The organism is Streptomyces roseolilacinus, assembly GCF_014649335.1.
Lineage (GTDB): Bacteria > Actinomycetota > Actinomycetes > Streptomycetales > Streptomycetaceae > Streptomyces > Streptomyces roseolilacinus.
In genome coordinates, this window is sequence record NZ_BMSV01000005.1 from 275,269 (window position 1) to 293,445 (window position 18,177).

The following is an 18,177-nucleotide window of genomic DNA, read 5'->3' on the forward strand; positions in this document are numbered from 1 at the left end:
ATGACCGATACGGGAACACCGGCGGCAGCGGGGCCCGACGTGCCGCCGCTGCGCAGGCTGCGGTACTTCCACGGCCAGATGCTGGGCGCCCGGGACTTCCAGCGCGAGCAGGCGTACCACCTCGAGAAGGCCAGGCTGCGCATGCGCGGCCTGCTCGGCTACGGCGTGGTGTGCGGCCTGTTCGTGGAGCCGGTGCCGCCGGACGACGACTGCCCGCCCGGCGGCGGGTACCCGGCGGACGACGGGAACCCGGCGGACGACGGGCACGCCGCGGACGGCGGGCACGCGGGGGAGGCCGGCGGGCGCACGGCGGAGGCCGACGGATCCGCGCCGGCCGGGGAGAGCGGCGCGGAAGCGGAGCACGCCCGGCGCAGGGCCAGGGTGAGGCTCACCTCCGGCCTCGCCGTGGACTGCGAGGGCAACGAGGTCGTGGTACGGGGCGGTTGTGTGATCGACCTGTGGAAGGCGCTGCCCCGCCACGAGCGGGACACCGACACGGTCTGGGTCGGCGTCCGCTACGCCGAGCGGCCCGTCGAGGCCACCCGCGCCGTCTACGACGACGGCTGCGCGGACACCTCCGACTGCGAGTTCGGCTGGACCGAGGAGTGCTACAGGGTCTGCGTCACCGGTTGCGAGCCGCCGGTGGACGAACGCTGCGACACCTGCTGCTCGCGGTGCGAGCACAAGGTGCTGTGGCTGGCGCGGATCGACCGCGTGGACTGGCACGAGCCGGTGCGCCGGGACCGGATCCACATGAACGTGCGCCGCCCGTTCGGCCGCCACGTGCCCACGGTGATCACCGGGATCAACTGGATCCACGGACACACCTACACCGTCGACGAGGCCAAGGCGCTGCTCGGCACCCAGAACGAGGACGCCGGGCTGGTGGTGCGCTTCTCCGGCGACGTGCGCACCGACTGCCTGCGGCCCGGAGTGGTGGAGCTCCAGGTGATCGAGGGCGGCAGCGGCCGCAACGCCTCCACCTGGTACATGGGCGGCACGTTCGCCGAACCGGACGACGGCTGCGGCGAGTTCACGCGGGGGTTCCGCTACCGCCAGACCACGCGCGAGACGCTCCAGGACGGCGACCGCGTCATGATCACCGTCCGTGCCGCGTTCGTCCTGGACCGCTGCCGCCGCCCGGTCGACGGCACCCACGTCGGCGGACGCGTACCGACCATCGACGCCCGCGCGGACGCCCCCGGGGCCCGCGGCGGATGCGACCTCCCCCCGTCGGGCGTCGGTCCCTGGACGTCCGGCACCGGCGCGGGCGGGGACGTCTTCGAGAGCTGGTTCTTCGTGAAGGAGCGCTGATCATGCGAACAGACTGCGGATGCGGCTGCGGTGGTGACGCCACCCGGACCTCCGCCTTCGTGCGCCCTCGCTTCTTCGCGGGCCAACTGCTGACCGAGGACGACCTCGGCCTCCTGGTCGACTACACGACCGCGAAGGACAGGCTGCGCAACCGCTCCCTGTACGGACCGGGCGTCGTCTGCGGCCTCGGCGTCACCTGCGCCCCCTGCGGCGGCGGAACCGTGGCGGTGCACCCCGGGCACGCGCTCGACTGCGCCGGGAACGACATCGTGGTGCCCTGCACGGAACAGGTCGACGTGCGCGCCCTGGTCCGGGAACAGCGCGTCGCCGCCCTCGGCGTGGACTGCGGCGAGGACTGCGACGAGGAGGGCGGGCGCCGCTACGGCCTCTACGTGCGCTACCAGGAGCTCCCCGTCGAACCGGTGGCCCCGTACGCCACGGAGGAGCCCTGCTCCTCGCCGGGCTGCGTGCCCTCCCGGATCCAGGAGGGGTTCCGCTTCGTCGTCAGGTGCGACGACGCCGAGGACCACCGCCACAACCCCGGCACCCGCCTGCTCGCCGGCATCGGCGACCTCGCCCGGGCCGACCGGGCACGCACCCGGGACCGGCGGCTCGGCCACTACCTCGACGCCCTGTCCGCCGCCGCGGCCGGCACGGGCCGGACGTTCCGCCTCGACGCCGCCGACGCCGGGCGCTACGCCGCGTCCCTGGCGTGGCTGCGGGAGAACACGGCCGGCGAGGGCCCCCCGCCCCCGCCGGCGGCCCGCGAGATGACCGAGCACGTCCGCGCGCTCGCCAGTGCCGTGGCCCGCTTCGACACCCACGACGCGGCCGGGCGGGACCGGCTCACGAGGGAGTACCCGGACCTCGCCACGGTCCGGGAGGCCCGGGGCGTCCTGGGCGCGGCGTGCGACCGGCTCGACGGCACCGACACGGAGGCGGTGTGGCCCGACCCGCTGCGCCGCACGCTCGCCCGCGCCGTCGTCACCGAGACGGCCGCCCGGGTCGTACCGGAGCGGGGCGACGCCGACGCGCCGCTGGAAGTGCGCATGCTGGCCCAGGGCACCCCGCTGAGCCACGCGCTGCGGGCGGAGTTCCGGGCGGACCTCGGCCTGGTCCGGGAGTGGCTGCTGGGCCGCCTGGACCGGGCGGGCGAGAGCGGCGACTGCCGGCTGCGCGCGGAGGTCGCCGCCGTCGACGCGCCACCACCGCTGCCGGCCCCGCCCCGGGACAGCACGGAGAAGGCCACCGTCGCCGAGGTGCAGCGGATCGCCGAAGCGGCGGCGGCCCTGACCACCGCCCTGCGGCGCTTCCTGACCGACACGGCGTGCGCCACGCTCAACCCGCCCTGCGGCGACTGCGCGGACGCCGACGTCCTGCTCGCCCACCTGGAACTGGACGGCTGCGACGTCGTACGGGTCTGCTCGGCCACCCGCGAGCAGGTGCTGCCGGGCGGTTCGGCGTACGGCGAGTGGCTGCCCAAGCTCTACCGGCTGCGGGAACTGGCCGAACGGCTGTGCTGCCGGCCCGTGCCCCGGCACCGCGGGCCGGCGCTCCCCCCGGACGGCGACGTGGTGCGCCCGTACGCCGAGGGGCTGCTCGGCGACTGGCCGCGCACCGGGGACCTGGAGGAGATGCTGTCCCTGCTGCTCACCCCCGCCCCCGGGGAGACACCGCCCAAGGCGCTGCACGAACAGGTCTACACGACGCCCAGCGAAGTGACCGACAGCATGCACGAACTGGCCGCGCTGCGGACGCACGTCGCCGACCTGACCGCCGCGCTGGAGGGGCTGCGCACCCAGCTGGCCGGCGCGCGGACCCAGATGGCCCGCCTCCGGGAGCAGGTCCCGGAACGGCTCGGGCCGCGCCTCGCGGAACTCGAGGGAGCGTCGGACCGGGCGCCCGGCCGGGACCCCGACGGGACGCCGGACGGGACGCGGGGGGACCCGCCGGGCGGGGCGGCGGGGGAGCCGTCCGGCCAGGACGGGCCCGCCGGGCCCCCGGCCAGGCGCACCCGCCCCTCCCGTAACCGGAAGACCGGGGAGGCGCCGTGACCGGCCCGCTGCGCCCCGCCTTCCACGAGGGCCAGGTACTGGCCGCCGCGGACCTGTCGGCCACCGTGGAGTACGCGCGCGGCCTGGCCGTCCGGCACGCCCGGCACCTGCACGAGTGGGGCATCGCCGAGGGGCTCGGCCTGGTCGCCGAGCCCCGCACCGACCCGCTGACCGACGCCCGCCACGCCGAGGTGAGGGTGGAGCCGGGGATCGCGGTCGACGGCACCGGCCGCGAGGTGGTCGTCACCGAGCCGGTCGTGCTGCGCGAGAGCGACTTCGAGGAGGTCAACGGCGCGGACCGGCCCACGGACGAGCCCTACCCGGTCTTCCTCACCGCGACCGACCGGAAACCGGGCGGGACCCCCGGGCCCGTCTCCTGCGCCGGCGGCGCCACCGGGACGCGCGTGGAGGAGTCGTACCAGATCCTCTTCGGGCGCCTCGGCGACGAACGGCTGGTCGAGGAGCAGCGGCCGCCCGCGGTCGGCGCCCCACCGGCCGCCCCGCCCGCCCGCTGGCTCGTCCTGCTCGGCTACGTCCGCTGGACGGACGGCCACTTCGGCGGCGTGGAGACCGAGGCGCGCGGAGTGGGGGTGCGCTTCACGGGCGTGCGCGCCGACACCGTCGCGGCCCGCTCCGGCTCGCTCACCCTGCGGACGGGCCCGGTGGTCCGGGAGGGCGAGCCCGCGCTCGTGCTGTCCGGCGGCGACCAGCCGGGCCTGGTCTTCGGCCTGTACCGGGGCGGCGGCACCGTCGCCCCGCTGATGACCGTCGCCGCCAACGGCAACCTCACCGTCGAGGGCAGCTTCAGCGGCCGGATGCCGGCCGGCAGCACCCTGGTGACGTCCGGCACCGCCACCGACGGGATGCTGCTGCCGCTGCCCGCCGGCGTCACCCCGGAGCAGGTCGCCGACGGCCGGGTCGTGGTCCACGTGCGGCTGACCCCGCGCACACCCCCGACCGCGACGGACTCCACGCTGGTCAGCACGGTCGAGGCGGCCGTGGACGACGAGCGCAGGGTCAGGTGCCGGACGCGTCTGTACGACCCACTGGCCGTCCCGGCCTCGGTCGTCGAACGGCCCGGGGCCGTCGACTTCCTCGTCCTGGCGACGGTCGCGGCGACGAACGGCGGTGCCTGACGATGGCCCTCACCGTGGTGTACGCGGCCGACACCGGCCACGTGGTGGGCGCGCTGGCCCTGACCGGCGCCGCCGCCCCCGTCGACGCCGCCGCGCTCGTCGGGCGCGCGCTGCCGCTGCGGGTCGCCCTCGGCGGCGGCCGCACCGCCATCCTTCCGCTGAACGCCGGGGAACTCGCCGTGGCGACCGTGGACGAGGAACCGGAGGTCCTCACCGACCCGCTGGCCTTCGCGGTCGAGCTGACCGCCGAGGGCGCGCCCAGGCCCGCGCTGCTGCGCCTGGCCGAGTGGGGCGGCGGCGTCGCGCTGGCGGCGGACGGCCTCACCGTCACCGTCCGGGTCGCGGCGGCCCGGCCCGCCCGGGTGGTCGCCCTGGTCTCCGACGACCAGGACACCCGGGTGCTCGCCGGGGAGATCCCCGCCCAGCAGGACCGGGTGAAACTGCCCGTGACCCTCGCCCCGGGCAGCACGCACGGCGTGCTGGTGCTCGTGGCGGGCTGGGCGGGCCGCCTGGAGAAGGCGGGGGTGACGTGACCGCGCCCACCGGACGGGCCACCGGGGAGGCCGGCGAGGTCACCGTGCACCGGTGCACGGTGACGGTGGTCCGCCGCGGTGGGTGGAGCTGGGGACCGGATCCGCGCGGCCTGGTGCGGGAGGTGATCGACACGCTCCCGGAGATGCTGGCGGCCCACTTCGCGGAGCAGCTGACCGGCGACGGCCCGGACGTGGAGATCACCGAACCGGTGACCGTCACCGTCCGGGCGGGTGGGCCCGGCCGGCCCCAGGCGCCCGCCGAGGTCCACTTCGCGCCGGTCCCGACGGCGGAGGCCCCCGGCGGGGCGCCCCCCGACGCGGTGCCGTTCGGGGAGTCCTTCGCCGAGGCGGCGGACCCGTGGGCGGTACCCGCGCCCGCCGCGCTCTTCGGTGAACTCGCCGAGCGGGGCGAACTGGACGCGCTGCTCGCGCTGCTGCCGGCGGAGACGCTCGGGCTGTACGCGCTCGCCCTGCTCGGCGCCGGCGACGCGGCGGCCGCCCGGCTGCTCACGGAGCTCACCCGGCGGGCCGGCCCCGGAGCGCCGGCCGGGCGCCTCCCCGCCGGGGCCGCGGGCGACGGCGCCGCGGCCCCGCCCGGACCGCTCGCCGCGTACGCCGGGCCGGCCGGCCGCGAGGAGGCGGCACGGCTGGTGCGGTCCCTGACCGGCCCGTACGACCGCACGGCCGGGGAACCGGCCCCGCCGCGGGGCGGCGCCGCCGCGGCGCGCGCCACCGGAGAGGTGCACGTGCGCTCCGTGCTGCCGTTCCTGCTCGTCGGCCCGCTGGCGCGCATCGGGTACCTCGACGCGGTCGGCCCCGCCCTGGCCGGTGCCGAACTGGCGGGGGAGCTGCCGCTGTTCGCCGCGGCCCTGGCGTACAAGGCCCTCGGCGCGACCGCGCGCGGCTGGCGCCGCGGGGAGCACGACGGCGAGGCGGCCGCCGCCTTCGCCGGACTCGAACCCCCCGTCCCCGAGGAGGGGCTGGCCGCGTTCGCCCACGCCGTGCGCCCCGCGCTCCCGGTGCTCGACGGCGTCCTCGCGCTCTCCGTGTGCCGCGGCCACGACCCCGCCGACCCGCTCCTGCTCGGCGGCACCGACGACGGGCTGCTCCTCCTCGACGCCCAGGGGGTTTTCCCGATCGCCTGGGCGTCGGACACCGCCGCGCTGCTGCCCCACTGGCGGGCCTGCGACCGGCCGCCCGTGCTGGTCTGCGGCGGCCCCCTGCCCCCCGGCTGCCTGCGCGAGCTGGCCTCGGCGGACGTGCCGTTCCTGACCGGCGTACGGCCGCTGCGCGGCGACCCGCTCGTGCGGCTGCCCTGGCGCACGCCCCTGTGGACGGGCGCCGCGCGGCCGCTGCCGGACCCGCGCCTGGCCGCCGGACTGCCCGGTCACGCCGACCGGTTCGCCGAGCTGGTCACCGCCCTGGTCACCGAGCGCCGGGCGGTGCCGCTCGCCCGGGACGGCGCACTGGAACGCACCGTCACCCTGGCCGCCGCCCTGGGCCTGTCCACGATCGCCTGGACGCTCTGGCGCGACCGCGAGACCCCCGACCCGCTGCTGGCCCTGGACCGCTTCGCCGACCTGGAGGCCACCGTCCGGTTCGAGCCCGCCGCGGTCCGGGTCCGCGTCCCGATGGGACGGCGCCACGCGGACCTGCTGCGCGGCGGGCTGCTCGCCGACGTCCCCGACGTGCCCTGGCTGGGCGGGCGGGCCCTGACCTTCTCCGGAGGATGAGCCCCATGGGCGAACCGGCACTGGAACACCTGCGGATCCGTTTCGCGGACGTCCACCGGGCGCTGCGCGCCGCCGTCGAGCGGCAGGCGCGCCTCGCGGCCCGGCTCACCCGGCCGGACCTCACGCCGTACTGCGTGACCGACGAACAGGTCGACGTGCTGCTCGGCGAGGTGCACGCCTTCACCGACGCGATGACCGGGCCGCGCCTGCCCCGGCGGTCCGAGCCGGAGGCCGAGCGGGAACTGAGGCGGCGCGCGTCGGCCGACGGCCGGGTCCTGCCCCTGGACGCGCTCGCCACCCGGTTCGGCCTGTCCCGCGCCGAACAGGACGCGCTGCTGCTGGCGGCCGCGCCGGAACTGGACCGCGGCTACGAGCGGATCTACGCGTACGTCGTGGACAACCTGAACCGACGGCTGCCGAGCGTGGAACTGCTGGCCACCGTCGTGGCCCTGAGCGAGGAGGACCGGGACGGGGAGGGCCGGCTCGGGGAAGACCGGGACGGGGAGAACCAGGACGCCGGGGACCGGCTCGGAGAGGACCGGGACGTGGGCGCCGCCGCCCGCCTCGCGCTGCGCCGCGCGCTCGGGCCGACCGGGCCGCTGCGCCGGTACGGTCTGCTGCGCGCCCACGGAGAGGCCGCCGTCGACCTCGCCCAGGAACTCCTCCCGGGTCCCGGGGTGCTGGACTTCCTGCTGGGCTGGGGCACCGACGTGGGCCTGCTCGGCCACGACCCCGGCGAGGTCGCCCCACCGGACCCGCGCCTCCTCGCCCCGCACCTGTCCTCGGACCGGCTCGCCCGCCTCGGCCGCGCCCTGGGCGCGGGCCGCATCGACCTCGCCGGGCTGTGGGGCCGCCCGCCCGACGGACAGCTCGACGCCGTACAGGCCCTGGTCCGGGCGGCCGGAGCATCGCTGCGGGCCCTGACCGAGGACCCCGAGGCCGACCTGCGGACGGCCGCCGCGCTGGGCGCGGTGCTGTGGATCCCCACCGACGACCTGCACGGCGAACCGCGGCGGGAGCACGCCGACGCCGTGTCCGCCGCGCTGCTCCGCTCCCGCGTGCCGGTGTGCCTCACCGGTCTCAGGCCCTGGCGCCCGGCGGTCCTGCTCGCCACCCGCGCGTACGCCGAACTCACCGTTCCGGAACCGGGGTTCACCGACCGTCGCGCCATGTGGTCGGCCGCCCTCCCGGACCTGCACGGCCCCCTCCTGGAGGACCTCGCCGTGCGGTACCGGATGAGCGGCGGGGAACTGCGCGCCGTGGCGTCGGTCGCGGACGCCGGGGCGCGCCTGGCGGGCGAGGGCCGCCCCGAACCGGTCGCCGGCCACGTCGAACCCGCCATCGCCACCGTCACCCGGGGGCGCAGCGGCAGCGCCGTGCGCTCGATCACGCCCCGGCGCACCGTGGACGACCTAGTGCTGCCCGACGTCCAGTTCCAGCAGATCCTGGAGATCGCCTCGGCGTTCCGCGCCTGGCCCCGGATCGCCGAGACCTGGGGCTTCGCCCGCCGCTCGGCGCACGGCGGGGTCAAGGCGCTCTTCACCGGCGAGCCGGGCACCGGCAAGACCATGAGCGCCGAGATCGTCACCGGCATGCTCGGCCTGGAACTGCTCAAGGTGGACCTGGCCCAGGTCGTCTCCAAGTGGGTGGGGGAGACGGAGAAGAACATGGAGACCGCGTTCCGGCAGGCCGAGGAGAGCCACGCGGTGCTGCTCTTCGACGAGGCCGACGCCCTGTTCGGCAAGCGCGGCGACGTCAAGCACGGCACCGACCGGTACGCGAACCTGGAGGTCGGCTACCTCCTCCAGCGCCTGGAGGCGAGCGACGGCCTGGTGATCCTCACCAGCAACCTCAAGGACAACATCGACCCGGCGTTCACCCGGCGCTTCCACTTCGTGGTCCACTTCCCCCGCCCCGGCGTGGCCGAGCGGCGCAGGCTGTGGCGGCTGGCGTTCCCCCGGGAGGCCCCGCTCGCCCCCGACGTGGACCTCGACGCGCTGGCCCGCCTCGACATGACGGGTGCCGGCATCGCGGCGGCGGCCCGCACCGCCGCCCTGGCCGCGGCGGACGGCGGCGGCGACGCGATCGGCATGCGGCACGTCGTACGCGGCGTGACGCGCCAGTTCCAGCGCGAGGCCCGCCTGCTGCGCCCGTCCGAACTCGGCCCCCACGCCCACCTGCTCGACGCCGCGTCCCAGGGGTGACCCGCATGCTGCCCACCGAACCCCCGCTCTCGCTGCACCGCCTCCTCGCGCAGGTCCCCCCGGCCCGCGCCCAGGACACCGCGACGGCGACCCGCCAGACGCCGCAGGCCACGGGGCCGGTGCAGCCGCAGACCGCTTTCGTGCGCCTCCTGGCGGCGGGGCACGACCAGGTCGGCAACGCGGCGGTGGCGGGCGCGGCGGCCCAGGCGGGTCCCGTCGGGCTGCCGCCCACGGGCGTGGCGGGGGCAGCGCGGCCGAAGGCTGTTCAGCCCTCCTGAGCCGTCGCCCTCCGCCACAGCTCCCGGACCAGTTCCACGGCTTCGCGCGCCTGCTCCACTTCCCTACGGTCCACCGACCCGGCGCCCCGGTTCCACGGCTGGTGGAGTTCCTCCTCAAGCCGGCGGAGCTCGTCGGCGTGCACCTCGTGCAGGACCGCGAGCAGGGAGTCGCCGCAGCGTGTCGCCTCGGTGTCCCGCAACTCGCTGTAGGGGTAGGGCGCCGCGGGGAGGCAGAAGACCGTGGCGCGGCCCGCCCGGAGCTCCTCGACGCGGTAGCAGAGGATCCGGTCGTCCTCGCCGGCCTTGGCGGCGGGGATCTGCGCGAGCGGCATCAGGTCCGGGTCGAGGGCCAGGACCAGCAGCTCGGTGTCGACGATCGGGTCGAGGTCGTCGGCGGGGCCGCCCCGGTCGGGAGGGACCGCCATCTGCCAGGGCTGGTTGGTGAAGTAGGCCAGCAGGTCGAGGGACCACAGCCCGGCGTCGACGATCGTGAGGACCTCTTCGGGGAAGCCGGTGCCGTAGCACACGCGCAGGACCTCGCGCGGGTCCAGCCCGGTCTCGTACAGTGCCCGCGCCAGGTCGGCCATGGAGGCGTAGTCGTCGCGCGACGCCGCTTCCCGCAGGCGGTCGACGTGCTCCGGATTCACTGCGGCTCTCCTTCGTTCTGCGGAGCGTCCCTCATGGCATCGTCGAGGGCGGTACGGACACTCTCCCAGAAGGTCTGCAGCTCGGGCGCGGTCATCGCCTTGACGATGTCCTGGGTCAGGTCCCGGGCTCTCTCGACGGCCTGTTTGCGCCGCGGGTCGCGCTGCCGCTCCGCGTTGCGGACGAGCCGGTCGACGGTTGTCGCGAGCTGTTGCAGCTCAGCCTGTACGCGTTGGCTCTCCACGGTGAGCCTGGGGTTGTCGGCCATGAGCATCGCGACGTTCTCGACGTGGACGAAGACGGTGTCCCGCAGGGTGAACCGCAGGCTCTTGGACATCCCGGGGTTCGCGTGGAAGTACTCCCGGGACAGGGTGTGGGCGCTGGTGTACGACTGCGACTGGATGACGAGCGCGTACATGCGGTGTGCGACACGGACGGCTGCCTCCCCGCCGCCCTTCGTCCGCATCAGACCCCTGTCGGCGAGGTGAACGCCCGACGGGCGTACGGTCAGGCCCCTGTCCTCGTCCCCGGGCTCCGGGCTCGTGGTGGTGGAGGCCTCGGGGGCGTAGGCGACGGTGAAGTCCTCGCCGAAGAGCTCCATGAGCTGGATACGGAGGTTGCGCCCCTCCGCCTGGCCGATTCCGTAGAGTCCGCCTTGGATCTGGCGCAGGGCGTGGACGCGGCTGTTCTGGAAGAGGCCGTCCGGCCGGCGGCGGTCCCACGCCTTGATGAGCATGTTCGGCTCCGTCGGGTAGAGCATCTGCGGGAACCGTTTGCCGATCGCGACCCGGACGGCCCGGTCCAGCGTGTTGGCGAGCAGCGTGAGCTGCTTGGGGCGCTGGTCGCCCTTCGGGCTCCAGTCGAAGCCCTTGAAGTGGTAACCACCGATCGTGATCAGGGGATGGCTGTCCATCGCCTGGAGGATCTGCCGGTACGCGGCAAGGACGCCGGTGGTCTCGGACACCGCGGCCCCGGTGTCGGCGTCCTGGCCCAGGATGTGGACCTGGTCGTTCGCCCGCGACAGGACGGCCACCGCCTCGCGGGTGTACGAGGAGTTCGTCACCTGCTCGCGGAAGAGCCCGTAGGGGAGGGCGCCCTTGTCGCGCAGTCCCTTCTCGTTCCGCTCGGCGACCAGCTTCTCCTCGGCGGTCAGATCCCGGTACTTCTTGCGTACCTCCGCGATGGGCACCTCATGGCCGTCGGTGTGGAGCCACTTGGGCGTCCAGGTGAAGCCGAAGACGGCCATGATGAGCTTGACGGGGCGTTTGACCGAATCGATGGCTTCGTTGAGGACCCTGCTGTCATTCTTCGGGTCCAGGTGCTCGAAGGTGTTCACGCCGATCACGACGGCGGTGCTCACCTCCCCGAAATGCTTGGTCTCGGGGTGTTTCCACGCCTCGTGCAGGTAACGGGCCGCCATGCCGGGGTTCTTCTTCACCTCGCCGGGGACGGCCGCCATGTTGATGACGAAGCCGGTCCGGGAGTCGTCCCCCGCCATGGGGATCTTCTTGATCGGGTTGAGCTGGTCGACCACCTTCCCATGCTTTCTGATCTTGAACTGCCCCTCGGCCGGGCCGATCCTGTAGGGGAACTTGTCGCCCAGGTCCTCGACCGGGGTCTCCGCCTCCGGGTTGATGGACACCCTGACGCGGTACCTGTCCTCGGCGACCTTCTTGAGCTGGATCCGCGTGAGGCGGTGCCGCCGTTTGATGGCCGGCAGTCCGCGCCGCACGGACTTCACCGTGGCCGATTCCTCGTTGAGCAGGCGTGTCGCGTCGCGCACGGCGGCGTCGAGGGCGTTCTTCTTCTGCTGTTCGGAGCGTTTGTCAGGACGCCTCTTCCTCTGGTCGCGCTTCCGGTCGGGCTTGCGGCGCCGGTCGGGGCGCCCGCGCCGGCGGGGTCCGCCGGGGCGGTCGCGGTCCGGGCGGCGCTTCGGGGGCTTCTTCCTGCCCGGCTTCGGCTTCAGCCTGGCCCACAGCTTCTTGACCAGGCCGACGATCTTGTCGATGACCCAGTCCACCGCCCGGTTGACCGGGGCCGACAGCCGCTGGACGATCTGGCGGACCCGCGCGGCGACGCCGCCCACGCCCAGGACCGCCGCCAGGACGCCCAGCAGGACGGGGACGGAACGGGCCAGGGCGCGTTCGATCAGGGCCGGGACGCCGCCGCTGCCGCCGCGTGCGATGGCGATGACCGCGTCGAGGACCGCGTTGACGAAGTCGAAGATCTGGCGGGCCTGGGTGACGACGAACCGGATGAAGTCGACGATCAGCTTCACCGCCCGCACGAACGCGGACGCCGGGTTGAGCAGCGAGATCACCCACGTGATGCCGGCGACCACGATCGTCGGCGTGACGTAGGCGATGACGTCGTCGAGCAGCTTCTTCCTCAGGTCGCCGACGCGTGTCCTCAGGTCCTCCCACATCGCCGTGACGCCCCGCCTGCGGACGTCGGCGAGGAGGGGCACTCCCGTCTCGGCCGCCGCGACGGCCGGTTCGGGGACCTTGCGGGTGATCCGGGCACGGATGTTCTGCCACGACAGGCCGAGCAGCCCGGCGAGCATCCTCACCACGCCCTGGGTGTCGAACTTCGCGGGCAGTTCGAGGCCCGCCTCGGCCGTCCTGCCCAGCAGCCAGGACAGGATGCCCTGCTGGAGGTGGCGGCCGATGTTCTGGAGGAACCGCCGCAGACCGGCTCCGACGGCGGAGACCAGGTTGCGCAGGAAGCCGATCGGGTCCTTGAGGATCAGCATGACCGCCTGGGCGGCCTTCGCGAGGACCGCGAGCAGCAGCCGCTTTAGCTCCAGGATCGTGTTGATCACGGCCTTGACCGCGTTCACGGCCTTGGCCACCAGCCCCTTGTTCTTCTCCTTCTCCGCGGCGATCTCGTCGTCGACCGACGTGAGTGCCTCGGTGTACTTGGTGGCCAGGGTGTCGACGAGCTGGGTGCCCTTGTCGTCCACGGCCTGGGTCAGTTCGTCGAACTTGTCGGTGAACTCGGCCGCCGCCTGCTGCCCGATGCCCCGCAGGTCGGCCGGGAGCCTGCGCACCGCGTCCCGCAGCTCGGCCCGGCCCTGGGCGATGCGCCGCTTGGCCCGGTTCAGTTCCGCCCCGATGGTGTCGGCGACCTCGGAGATCACCAGTCGCATGCGGCGTACGTAGGTGTCGCGGGCCTCCTCGAAGATCCTGTCGGCTTCGGCGGGCAGTCCCGCGAACAGGTCCCGCACCCAGCGCAGTTTGCCCGTCGCGCCCGAGTACCGGCGGTCCTTGTAGTCGTCCATCTTCCGCCGGTGCTCGGCGGTGAACGCCTCCCGGGCGGCCTTCTCACCCCGGCCGAACTGGTCGTCGACGAGTTTGTCCAGGCCCTCCAGGATCGCCTCGACGTCCTTCTTCATCGTGTCGAAGACGCCTTGCAGGACCGCCGTGACCTGGGCCCGCTTCTCCTCGTCCCGGCTCTTGGCGCCCTTCTTGCCCGTGTCGACCCGCTGCCCGGTGCGCACCCGTTCGGCGCCCATCGCGCCCATGGCGGCGGTGCCGAGCCGCTTCGCCTGCGCGGTGGAGGCGCGCAGCTCGGCCGCCTCGTGCTTGCGCAGCCGTCCGGGGGCGGTGTCGGAGTGCCGCTCGGCGGCCTTCTTCTCGCCCAGGGCCTTGGTGAAGCCGGGTTCGTTGGACTTCCGCAGCTGTGTCTCGGTGACCTGGGCGTCCGCCATCCGGCGGTCGACCTCGGCGGGGCCCGCCGACATGTCGGTGGCCGACGGCGGCAGCCTGTCCGGTACGGCCTGGGCGGGGTCCGGCGCGCCCGGAGCGCCGGGGGGCCGGTCGGCGCTCATCGGCACGACCTTCTTGGGCACGGCCGCCGACGTGTCCGGCGGGGCGGCGGTCGTCGTGGCGATCTGCTCGGCCGAGTCCGACTTGCCCTCGCCGACCCTGCCGTGCACCTGCGCGCGGACCTCGTCGGCCTTGCCGGAGTCGGCGAACTTGTCCGCCTCGTCGAGGTTCTTCGGGGCCTTGTCCGCGATCGCCTTCTCGACCGCCCTGATGAAGGCGTCCTTGTCGAACTCCTTCGGCTCGGCCTCGTTCATCCTCTCGGCGTTGGCGGCCTTGCCCTGCGCCACCTCGTCGTCCTTGGGCGGCAGCGCGGCGTCCTGCGCCGCCACCGCCTCGGCGCGCGGCGGGGGGTGCGAGGCGGCGAGTGACCGCTTCTTGTGCCGTACGTCCTTCTTCAGGGCCGCGAACTTCGGATCGGCGTGGGGGCCCGGCCGGGCCTTCGCCTTCTGCCCGGCGCCGGGGGCCGCCGGTGCCTCCGCCTCCCCGCCCCGCGCCGGCGGGGCGGGAGCCGCCGCGGCCGGGGCGGCTCCGGCCTCGCCGCGGCCGGCCGCGGCGACGGCGCCGTTGCCGACCGTGTCCTGGGCGGCCGGTGCCGGTCGGCCGGGGAGGGGCGGGGCCGTCGCCGGCCCGGTTCCGCGTACGAGGGCGGCCGTGACCGCCGCGTTGGACGGGGCCGCCGGGGGCCGTGCGGAAGCGGGTGCCTCGGGCCGCCGCTTCGTCGGCGTCGACACCGCCGTCGACGCCGTCGGCCGCACCGCGAGGGTCTTCGGCGCTGGCATCGGACGGAATCCCTCCCCAGCATGTCGGTGGTGACAGGAACCCGGGGTCCGGGGACGCCCCGAGGCAGTGTGCCGCCACGGGCGTGACGAGTCCGTCACCCCCGTGTCCCCCGAAGCGTCTCCGTTCCCGCCCCCGCCGCCCGCCCCCGCCGCCCGCCGCCGGTCCCGCCCCGGTCACCGCCCTCGCGGCCGGCCCGCCCCACGGGGGACCCCCGCCGGGCGCGTCGGCAGGTGCCGGGCGAAGAACGACCGTACGAGCCCGCGGACGGCGGGCACCGTGACGCGCGGGTCCGCCCGGCCGACCATGGCGGCACGTCCGGCGGCGGACATCAGACCGGCCTTGTGGAGCTGGGGGACGAGGGCCGCGTAGTCGGTGAAGACCCAGTGCCCGGTGCCGTCGAGCTGCCGCCGGGTGACGGGTCCGGCGTGGGCGAGGAGGGCCGCCCAGGACCGGTCCAGCCGGGCGTCGCGGAAGCCGTCGGTGCCGGCCAGGAGCAGCGGCCGGTCCGTCCCCCGCAGGGCCACCGGGAGGAGTTCGCCGTCCATCCGGTCGAGGTACCCCTCCAGGTTGACGGCGGCGGCGATCCGCCGGTCCTCGTGGAGCGCCTGCGCGGCCGCGGTGCCGCCCGCCGAGTGCCCGTAGACCCCGACCCGGTCCAGGCCGAGGACGTCGAGGACGAAGCGGAGGTCGGCGACCCGCGTGTCGATCATGGTGCGGAAGACCGCCGCGTCGAGGTCCGGACGCAGCACGGTCGTCCGGACACGGTCGCGTTCGGGCCGCTCGTCGGGGAACTCCACCTGGCTCCCGTCCCCGGGGTGGTCGACGGTGACGACGGTCCAGCCGTGCGAGGCGAGGTCGATCGCCAGGGAGCAGCCCGTCGTGCGGGCGTCGCCGCCGCCGGGGCTGTAGACCAGCACGGGGCGCCGGCCGGGCAGCGGCGGGGCCCCGGCCCGGGCGTGGGTGAGGGTGGCCGCCCAGTCGACCCCGGCGGACGGCAGGTGCGGGCGGACCAGGTGGGCGAGGGAGGCGAACACCCCGGCGGCGCCGGGTGTGAGCTGCGGGACGCGGGGGAGGCCCGGGCAGGGCGCGGCCGGCCGCAGGACGGTGACCATGAGCTCGCGCACGCCGATCCCGGGCTCCCACGGGTCGTGGCGGGAGTGGTCGACGAGGTGGAGGACCCGGGTGCCGACGGGGTACGGGCCGGTGGGCGCGGGCAGTCGGAGGAGGGGCGCGCCGCGACGGCCGGAGGCCGAGGCGGAACCGGGGGCGGCGGTCACGGGGAACAGGGCGGCGGCGCCGGCGAGGGCGCCCTTGGCGAAGGAACGGCGGCCGGGTGCGGAGGACATCGTCATGGACGGCATCCTGGGGGTGGGCGCGGCGTCGGGACGAAGCCTGCGACCTGACCCGAAAGGCTTGCGCGGAGCGGGGGGACGTGCGTGATCCGGATCCACTTCACGGCGGACGACTTCGGCCGGGTGCGGTTCGCGCGGCGGCCCTCGCCCGTACCCGAGTCGCACGCGGCCCTGATGACGCTGGGCGCCCCGCACGGGGATCCGCTGCTCGGGCGCTGGCGGAGCAGGTTGCTGCGGGGCCTGCCGGGTGCGGTCGAACCGCTCGCGGACCTGGCGCCGGGCGGGGCGGCCCCGGACTTCCTCGACGTCCTCGGTGACACCCTGGACGAGGGGATCGCGCTGATCAGGGCGGCCCGTCCGGAGTCCGTGCGGGCCGGGATCGAGCGGGTGTACGCACGACGGCCGGCCCCGCCGTGGATCCGCGCCCTGCACGGCGGGGACGCCGGCGCCTGGCGGACGCTGGACCGGGCGCAGCGGGCGGCGTACGAATCGGTGCTCGCGCCGGTGTGGTCCGTGGTCCAGGACCTGCACCGGGCGGAGTTCACCCGGCACGCCCTGGCCGTCGCCGAACGGGGTCTCGGCGCCGCCCTGGCCGACCTGGCACCGGGGTCACGGCTGCGCGACGGGGTCTGGGAGTGGCCCGTGCCCGGCGTCCCCGGGGTGCGGGAGGTGCGGCTCGGCGGGCGCGGGCTGATCCTGCGTCCGACGTTCCACTGGCGTCGCGGGCCGCTCGTCCAGGACCCGCCGGACCGCCCGGTGGCGCTCGCCTACCCGGCGGGCCGGGGGCTGCCGCCCGTCCCGGGCGGGGACGGCGCACCGGACGAGCCCCTCGCGGGAGTCCTCGGACGCACCCGTCTCGCGCTCCTGCGCTCCTTGGACGAGGCACGGACGACCACGGGGCTGGCGCGCCGCATCGGCGTCAGCGACGCGACCGTCTCCGCCCACGCCTCGGCGCTCCGTGCCGCCGGTCTCCTCACCACCACCCGCACGGGCCGTTCGGTGCACCACGCGCGCACGCCCCTGGCGGAGCTGCTGCTGGCGGGAGGGGCGGCCGGTGGCTGACCGGTCGGGGGCGCCGTACCGCCGCGCCCCCGCGGAGCGCACCGCCCCGTCCGCCACGGCAGCGGGCCGCCGTGGGGCCCGCTGCGGTCGGACGGGTGGCCGACCGAACGTCAGGAGACGGTGCAGGCGGCCCCGTTGAGGGTGAAGGTGGTGGGTCCGGAGGGGTCGCCGGTGTGGGTGGCCTGGTAGCCGATGCTCACGCCGGCCCCGGGGGCGATGCGGCCGTTGTACGCGGTGTGGGTGGCGGTCACCGCGCCGGAGCGGGGGGCGTAGGTGGCGTTCCACCCGTGGGTGAGGGACTGGCCCGGGGGCAGGGTGAAGCCCAGTGACCAGCCGTCGACCGTCGAGGTGCCGGTGTTGGTGACCGTGACGGAGGCGGTCAGGCCGCTGTTCCAGCTGTTGGTCGTCACCGTCACCTTGCAGGTACCCGGCTTCGGATCGGGGCCCGGGCCGGGGCCGGTGCCGTCGAGGGCCGAGACCAGCGCGGGGTACCAGCGGCTCTCCAGTTTCCGGATCCCGGTGGTGTCGTTCGGGTGCACCCCGTCGCTGGTGTCGGTGGCGGTGCTGAAGCCCGTCCACTGGTCGACCACGGTGACCGGTGACCGCTCGGTGTTGTTCGCGGCGGCCCATCCGGGGATGGCGGCGTTGAGGGCGACCACGCCTTGGGCGCAGTCGCCGCAGCCGGCCGGGTCCATGGGCGGGATCTGCGCGACGATGAGCTTCACGTCCGGGTTCCGGGCGCGCATCTGGCCCAGCAGCTTCGTGTAGGCGCCGAGGATGGCGGGCGGCTGGAGGCGGCTCCACACGTCGTTGGTGCCGAGCATCATCATGACGATGTCCGGGTCGGTGCCGGAGAGCCAGCCGGGAAGCTGGTCGGCGTTCGCGATGCCGGTGGCCCGGAAGCCGCCGTGCCCCTCGTTGTCGATGTCGAAGGCGCCCTCGCACCAGGGGTTCTGCCGGGTGCCGACGAAGTCCACGTCGGTGTGCCCGGTGGCCTGCAGGTGCTGCCAGAGCAGGGCGCGCCAGCAGCCGTTGTCACCGGTGATGGAGTCCCCGAGGAGCATGACGCGGGTGGGGGCGGCGGCAGCGGCGGGCGGGGCGGCGAGGGTGGTGGCGACGGCCGCCAGGAGGGCGAGGAACAGGGCCAGGAGCCGGCCGGGTCGCTCCGGTCGGCTGAGGGGTGCGGCGGGCATGGACGCTCCTCGGGCGGAGGGGGCGGATGGCGGGTGCGGGGGCGTGCCCTTCGGGATGTGGGCGGC

At 75.4% G+C, this 18,177-nt stretch carries 12 protein-coding genes; 8 read left to right on the forward strand and 4 right to left on the reverse strand.

Features of this window, described 5'->3' with window-relative positions:
- The 7 genes from IE106_RS14035 to IE106_RS14065 are packed head-to-tail and all read left to right on the forward strand — an operon-like array spanning position 1 to position 9,252.
- Positions 1-1,314 (forward strand): hypothetical protein, encoded by a 1,314-nt coding sequence (locus tag IE106_RS14035; protein WP_189533671.1) that lies wholly within the window; start codon positions 1-3, stop codon positions 1,312-1,314.
- Positions 1,315-1,316: 2 nt separating this feature from the next.
- The gene (locus tag IE106_RS14040) at positions 1,317-3,368 is read left to right on the forward strand and encodes a hypothetical protein (protein ID WP_189533674.1); all 2,052 of its coding nucleotides are present in this window, start codon (positions 1,317-1,319) and stop codon (positions 3,366-3,368) included.
- The gene (locus IE106_RS14045; protein ID WP_189533676.1) at positions 3,365-4,504 is read left to right on the forward strand and encodes a hypothetical protein; all 1,140 of its coding nucleotides are present in this window, start codon (positions 3,365-3,367) and stop codon (positions 4,502-4,504) included. Before IE106_RS14040 ends, IE106_RS14045 begins: the two co-directional genes overlap by 4 nt.
- Before the next feature lie 2 nt (positions 4,505-4,506).
- On the forward strand, positions 4,507-5,037 hold the full coding sequence (locus IE106_RS30695; protein WP_189533677.1) for a hypothetical protein: 531 nt from the start codon (positions 4,507-4,509) through the stop codon (positions 5,035-5,037).
- Entirely contained in the window at positions 5,034-6,770 is a 1,737-nt protein-coding gene (locus IE106_RS14055) for a hypothetical protein (protein ID WP_229840405.1), read from the forward strand. The genes IE106_RS30695 and IE106_RS14055 overlap by 4 nt, the downstream gene beginning before the upstream one ends.
- 5 nt (positions 6,771-6,775) lie before the next feature.
- A complete protein-coding gene (locus tag IE106_RS14060; protein ID WP_189533679.1) occupies positions 6,776-8,974 on the forward strand; it encodes an ATP-binding protein in 2,199 nt (732 codons plus the stop codon).
- A 5-nt stretch (positions 8,975-8,979) separates the two neighbouring features.
- Positions 8,980-9,252 (forward strand): hypothetical protein, encoded by a 273-nt coding sequence (locus IE106_RS14065; RefSeq protein ID WP_189533681.1) that lies wholly within the window; start codon positions 8,980-8,982, stop codon positions 9,250-9,252.
- Here the strand turns inward: IE106_RS14065 and IE106_RS14070 are convergent.
- From IE106_RS14070 to IE106_RS14080, 3 genes are all read right to left on the reverse strand, one after another.
- Positions 9,240-9,899, reverse strand: a complete 660-nt coding sequence (locus tag IE106_RS14070) for a hypothetical protein (RefSeq protein WP_189533683.1) — start codon at positions 9,897-9,899, stop codon at positions 9,240-9,242. The two genes, IE106_RS14065 and IE106_RS14070, sit on opposite strands and share 13 nt — an antisense overlap.
- A complete protein-coding gene (locus tag IE106_RS14075) occupies positions 9,896-14,503 on the reverse strand; it encodes a phage tail protein (protein WP_189533685.1) in 4,608 nt (1,535 codons plus the stop codon). Before IE106_RS14075 ends, IE106_RS14070 begins: the two co-directional genes overlap by 4 nt.
- Positions 14,504-14,677: 174 nt before the next feature.
- Positions 14,678-15,856, reverse strand: a complete 1,179-nt coding sequence (locus IE106_RS14080) for an alpha/beta fold hydrolase (protein WP_189533687.1) — start codon at positions 15,854-15,856, stop codon at positions 14,678-14,680.
- A gap of 84 nt (positions 15,857-15,940) precedes the next feature.
- Between IE106_RS14080 and IE106_RS14085 the strand changes: the two genes are divergently transcribed.
- Positions 15,941-16,918: an ArsR/SmtB family transcription factor gene (locus IE106_RS14085; protein ID WP_189533689.1), complete on the forward strand. Its 978-nt coding sequence runs from the start codon at positions 15,941-15,943 to the stop codon at positions 16,916-16,918.
- Positions 16,919-17,028: 110 nt separating this feature from the next.
- On the opposite strand, the gene IE106_RS14090 is transcribed toward IE106_RS14085, so the two are convergent.
- Positions 17,029-18,111 (reverse strand): cellulose binding domain-containing protein, encoded by a 1,083-nt coding sequence (locus IE106_RS14090; protein ID WP_189533692.1) that lies wholly within the window; start codon positions 18,109-18,111, stop codon positions 17,029-17,031.
- Positions 18,112-18,177 lie beyond the last annotated feature (66 nt).

Coding starts and splice junctions, on each gene's coding strand:
- IE106_RS14035 (WP_189533671.1), top strand. CDS start 1: ATGACCGATACGGGAACACCGGCGGCAGCGGGGCCCGACGTGCCGCCG.
- IE106_RS14040 (WP_189533674.1), top strand. CDS start 1,317: ATGCGAACAGACTGCGGATGCGGCTGCGGTGGTGACGCCACCCGGACC.
- IE106_RS30695 (WP_189533677.1), top strand. CDS start 4,507: ATGGCCCTCACCGTGGTGTACGCGGCCGACACCGGCCACGTGGTGGGC.
- IE106_RS14060 (WP_189533679.1), top strand. CDS start 6,776: ATGGGCGAACCGGCACTGGAACACCTGCGGATCCGTTTCGCGGACGTC.
- IE106_RS14065 (WP_189533681.1), top strand. CDS start 8,980: ATGCTGCCCACCGAACCCCCGCTCTCGCTGCACCGCCTCCTCGCGCAG.
- IE106_RS14075 (WP_189533685.1), bottom strand. CDS start 14,503: ATGCCAGCGCCGAAGACCCTCGCGGTGCGGCCGACGGCGTCGACGGCG.
- IE106_RS14080 (WP_189533687.1), bottom strand. CDS start 15,856: ATGACGATGTCCTCCGCACCCGGCCGCCGTTCCTTCGCCAAGGGCGCC.
- IE106_RS14090 (WP_189533692.1), bottom strand. CDS start 18,111: ATGCCCGCCGCACCCCTCAGCCGACCGGAGCGACCCGGCCGGCTCCTG.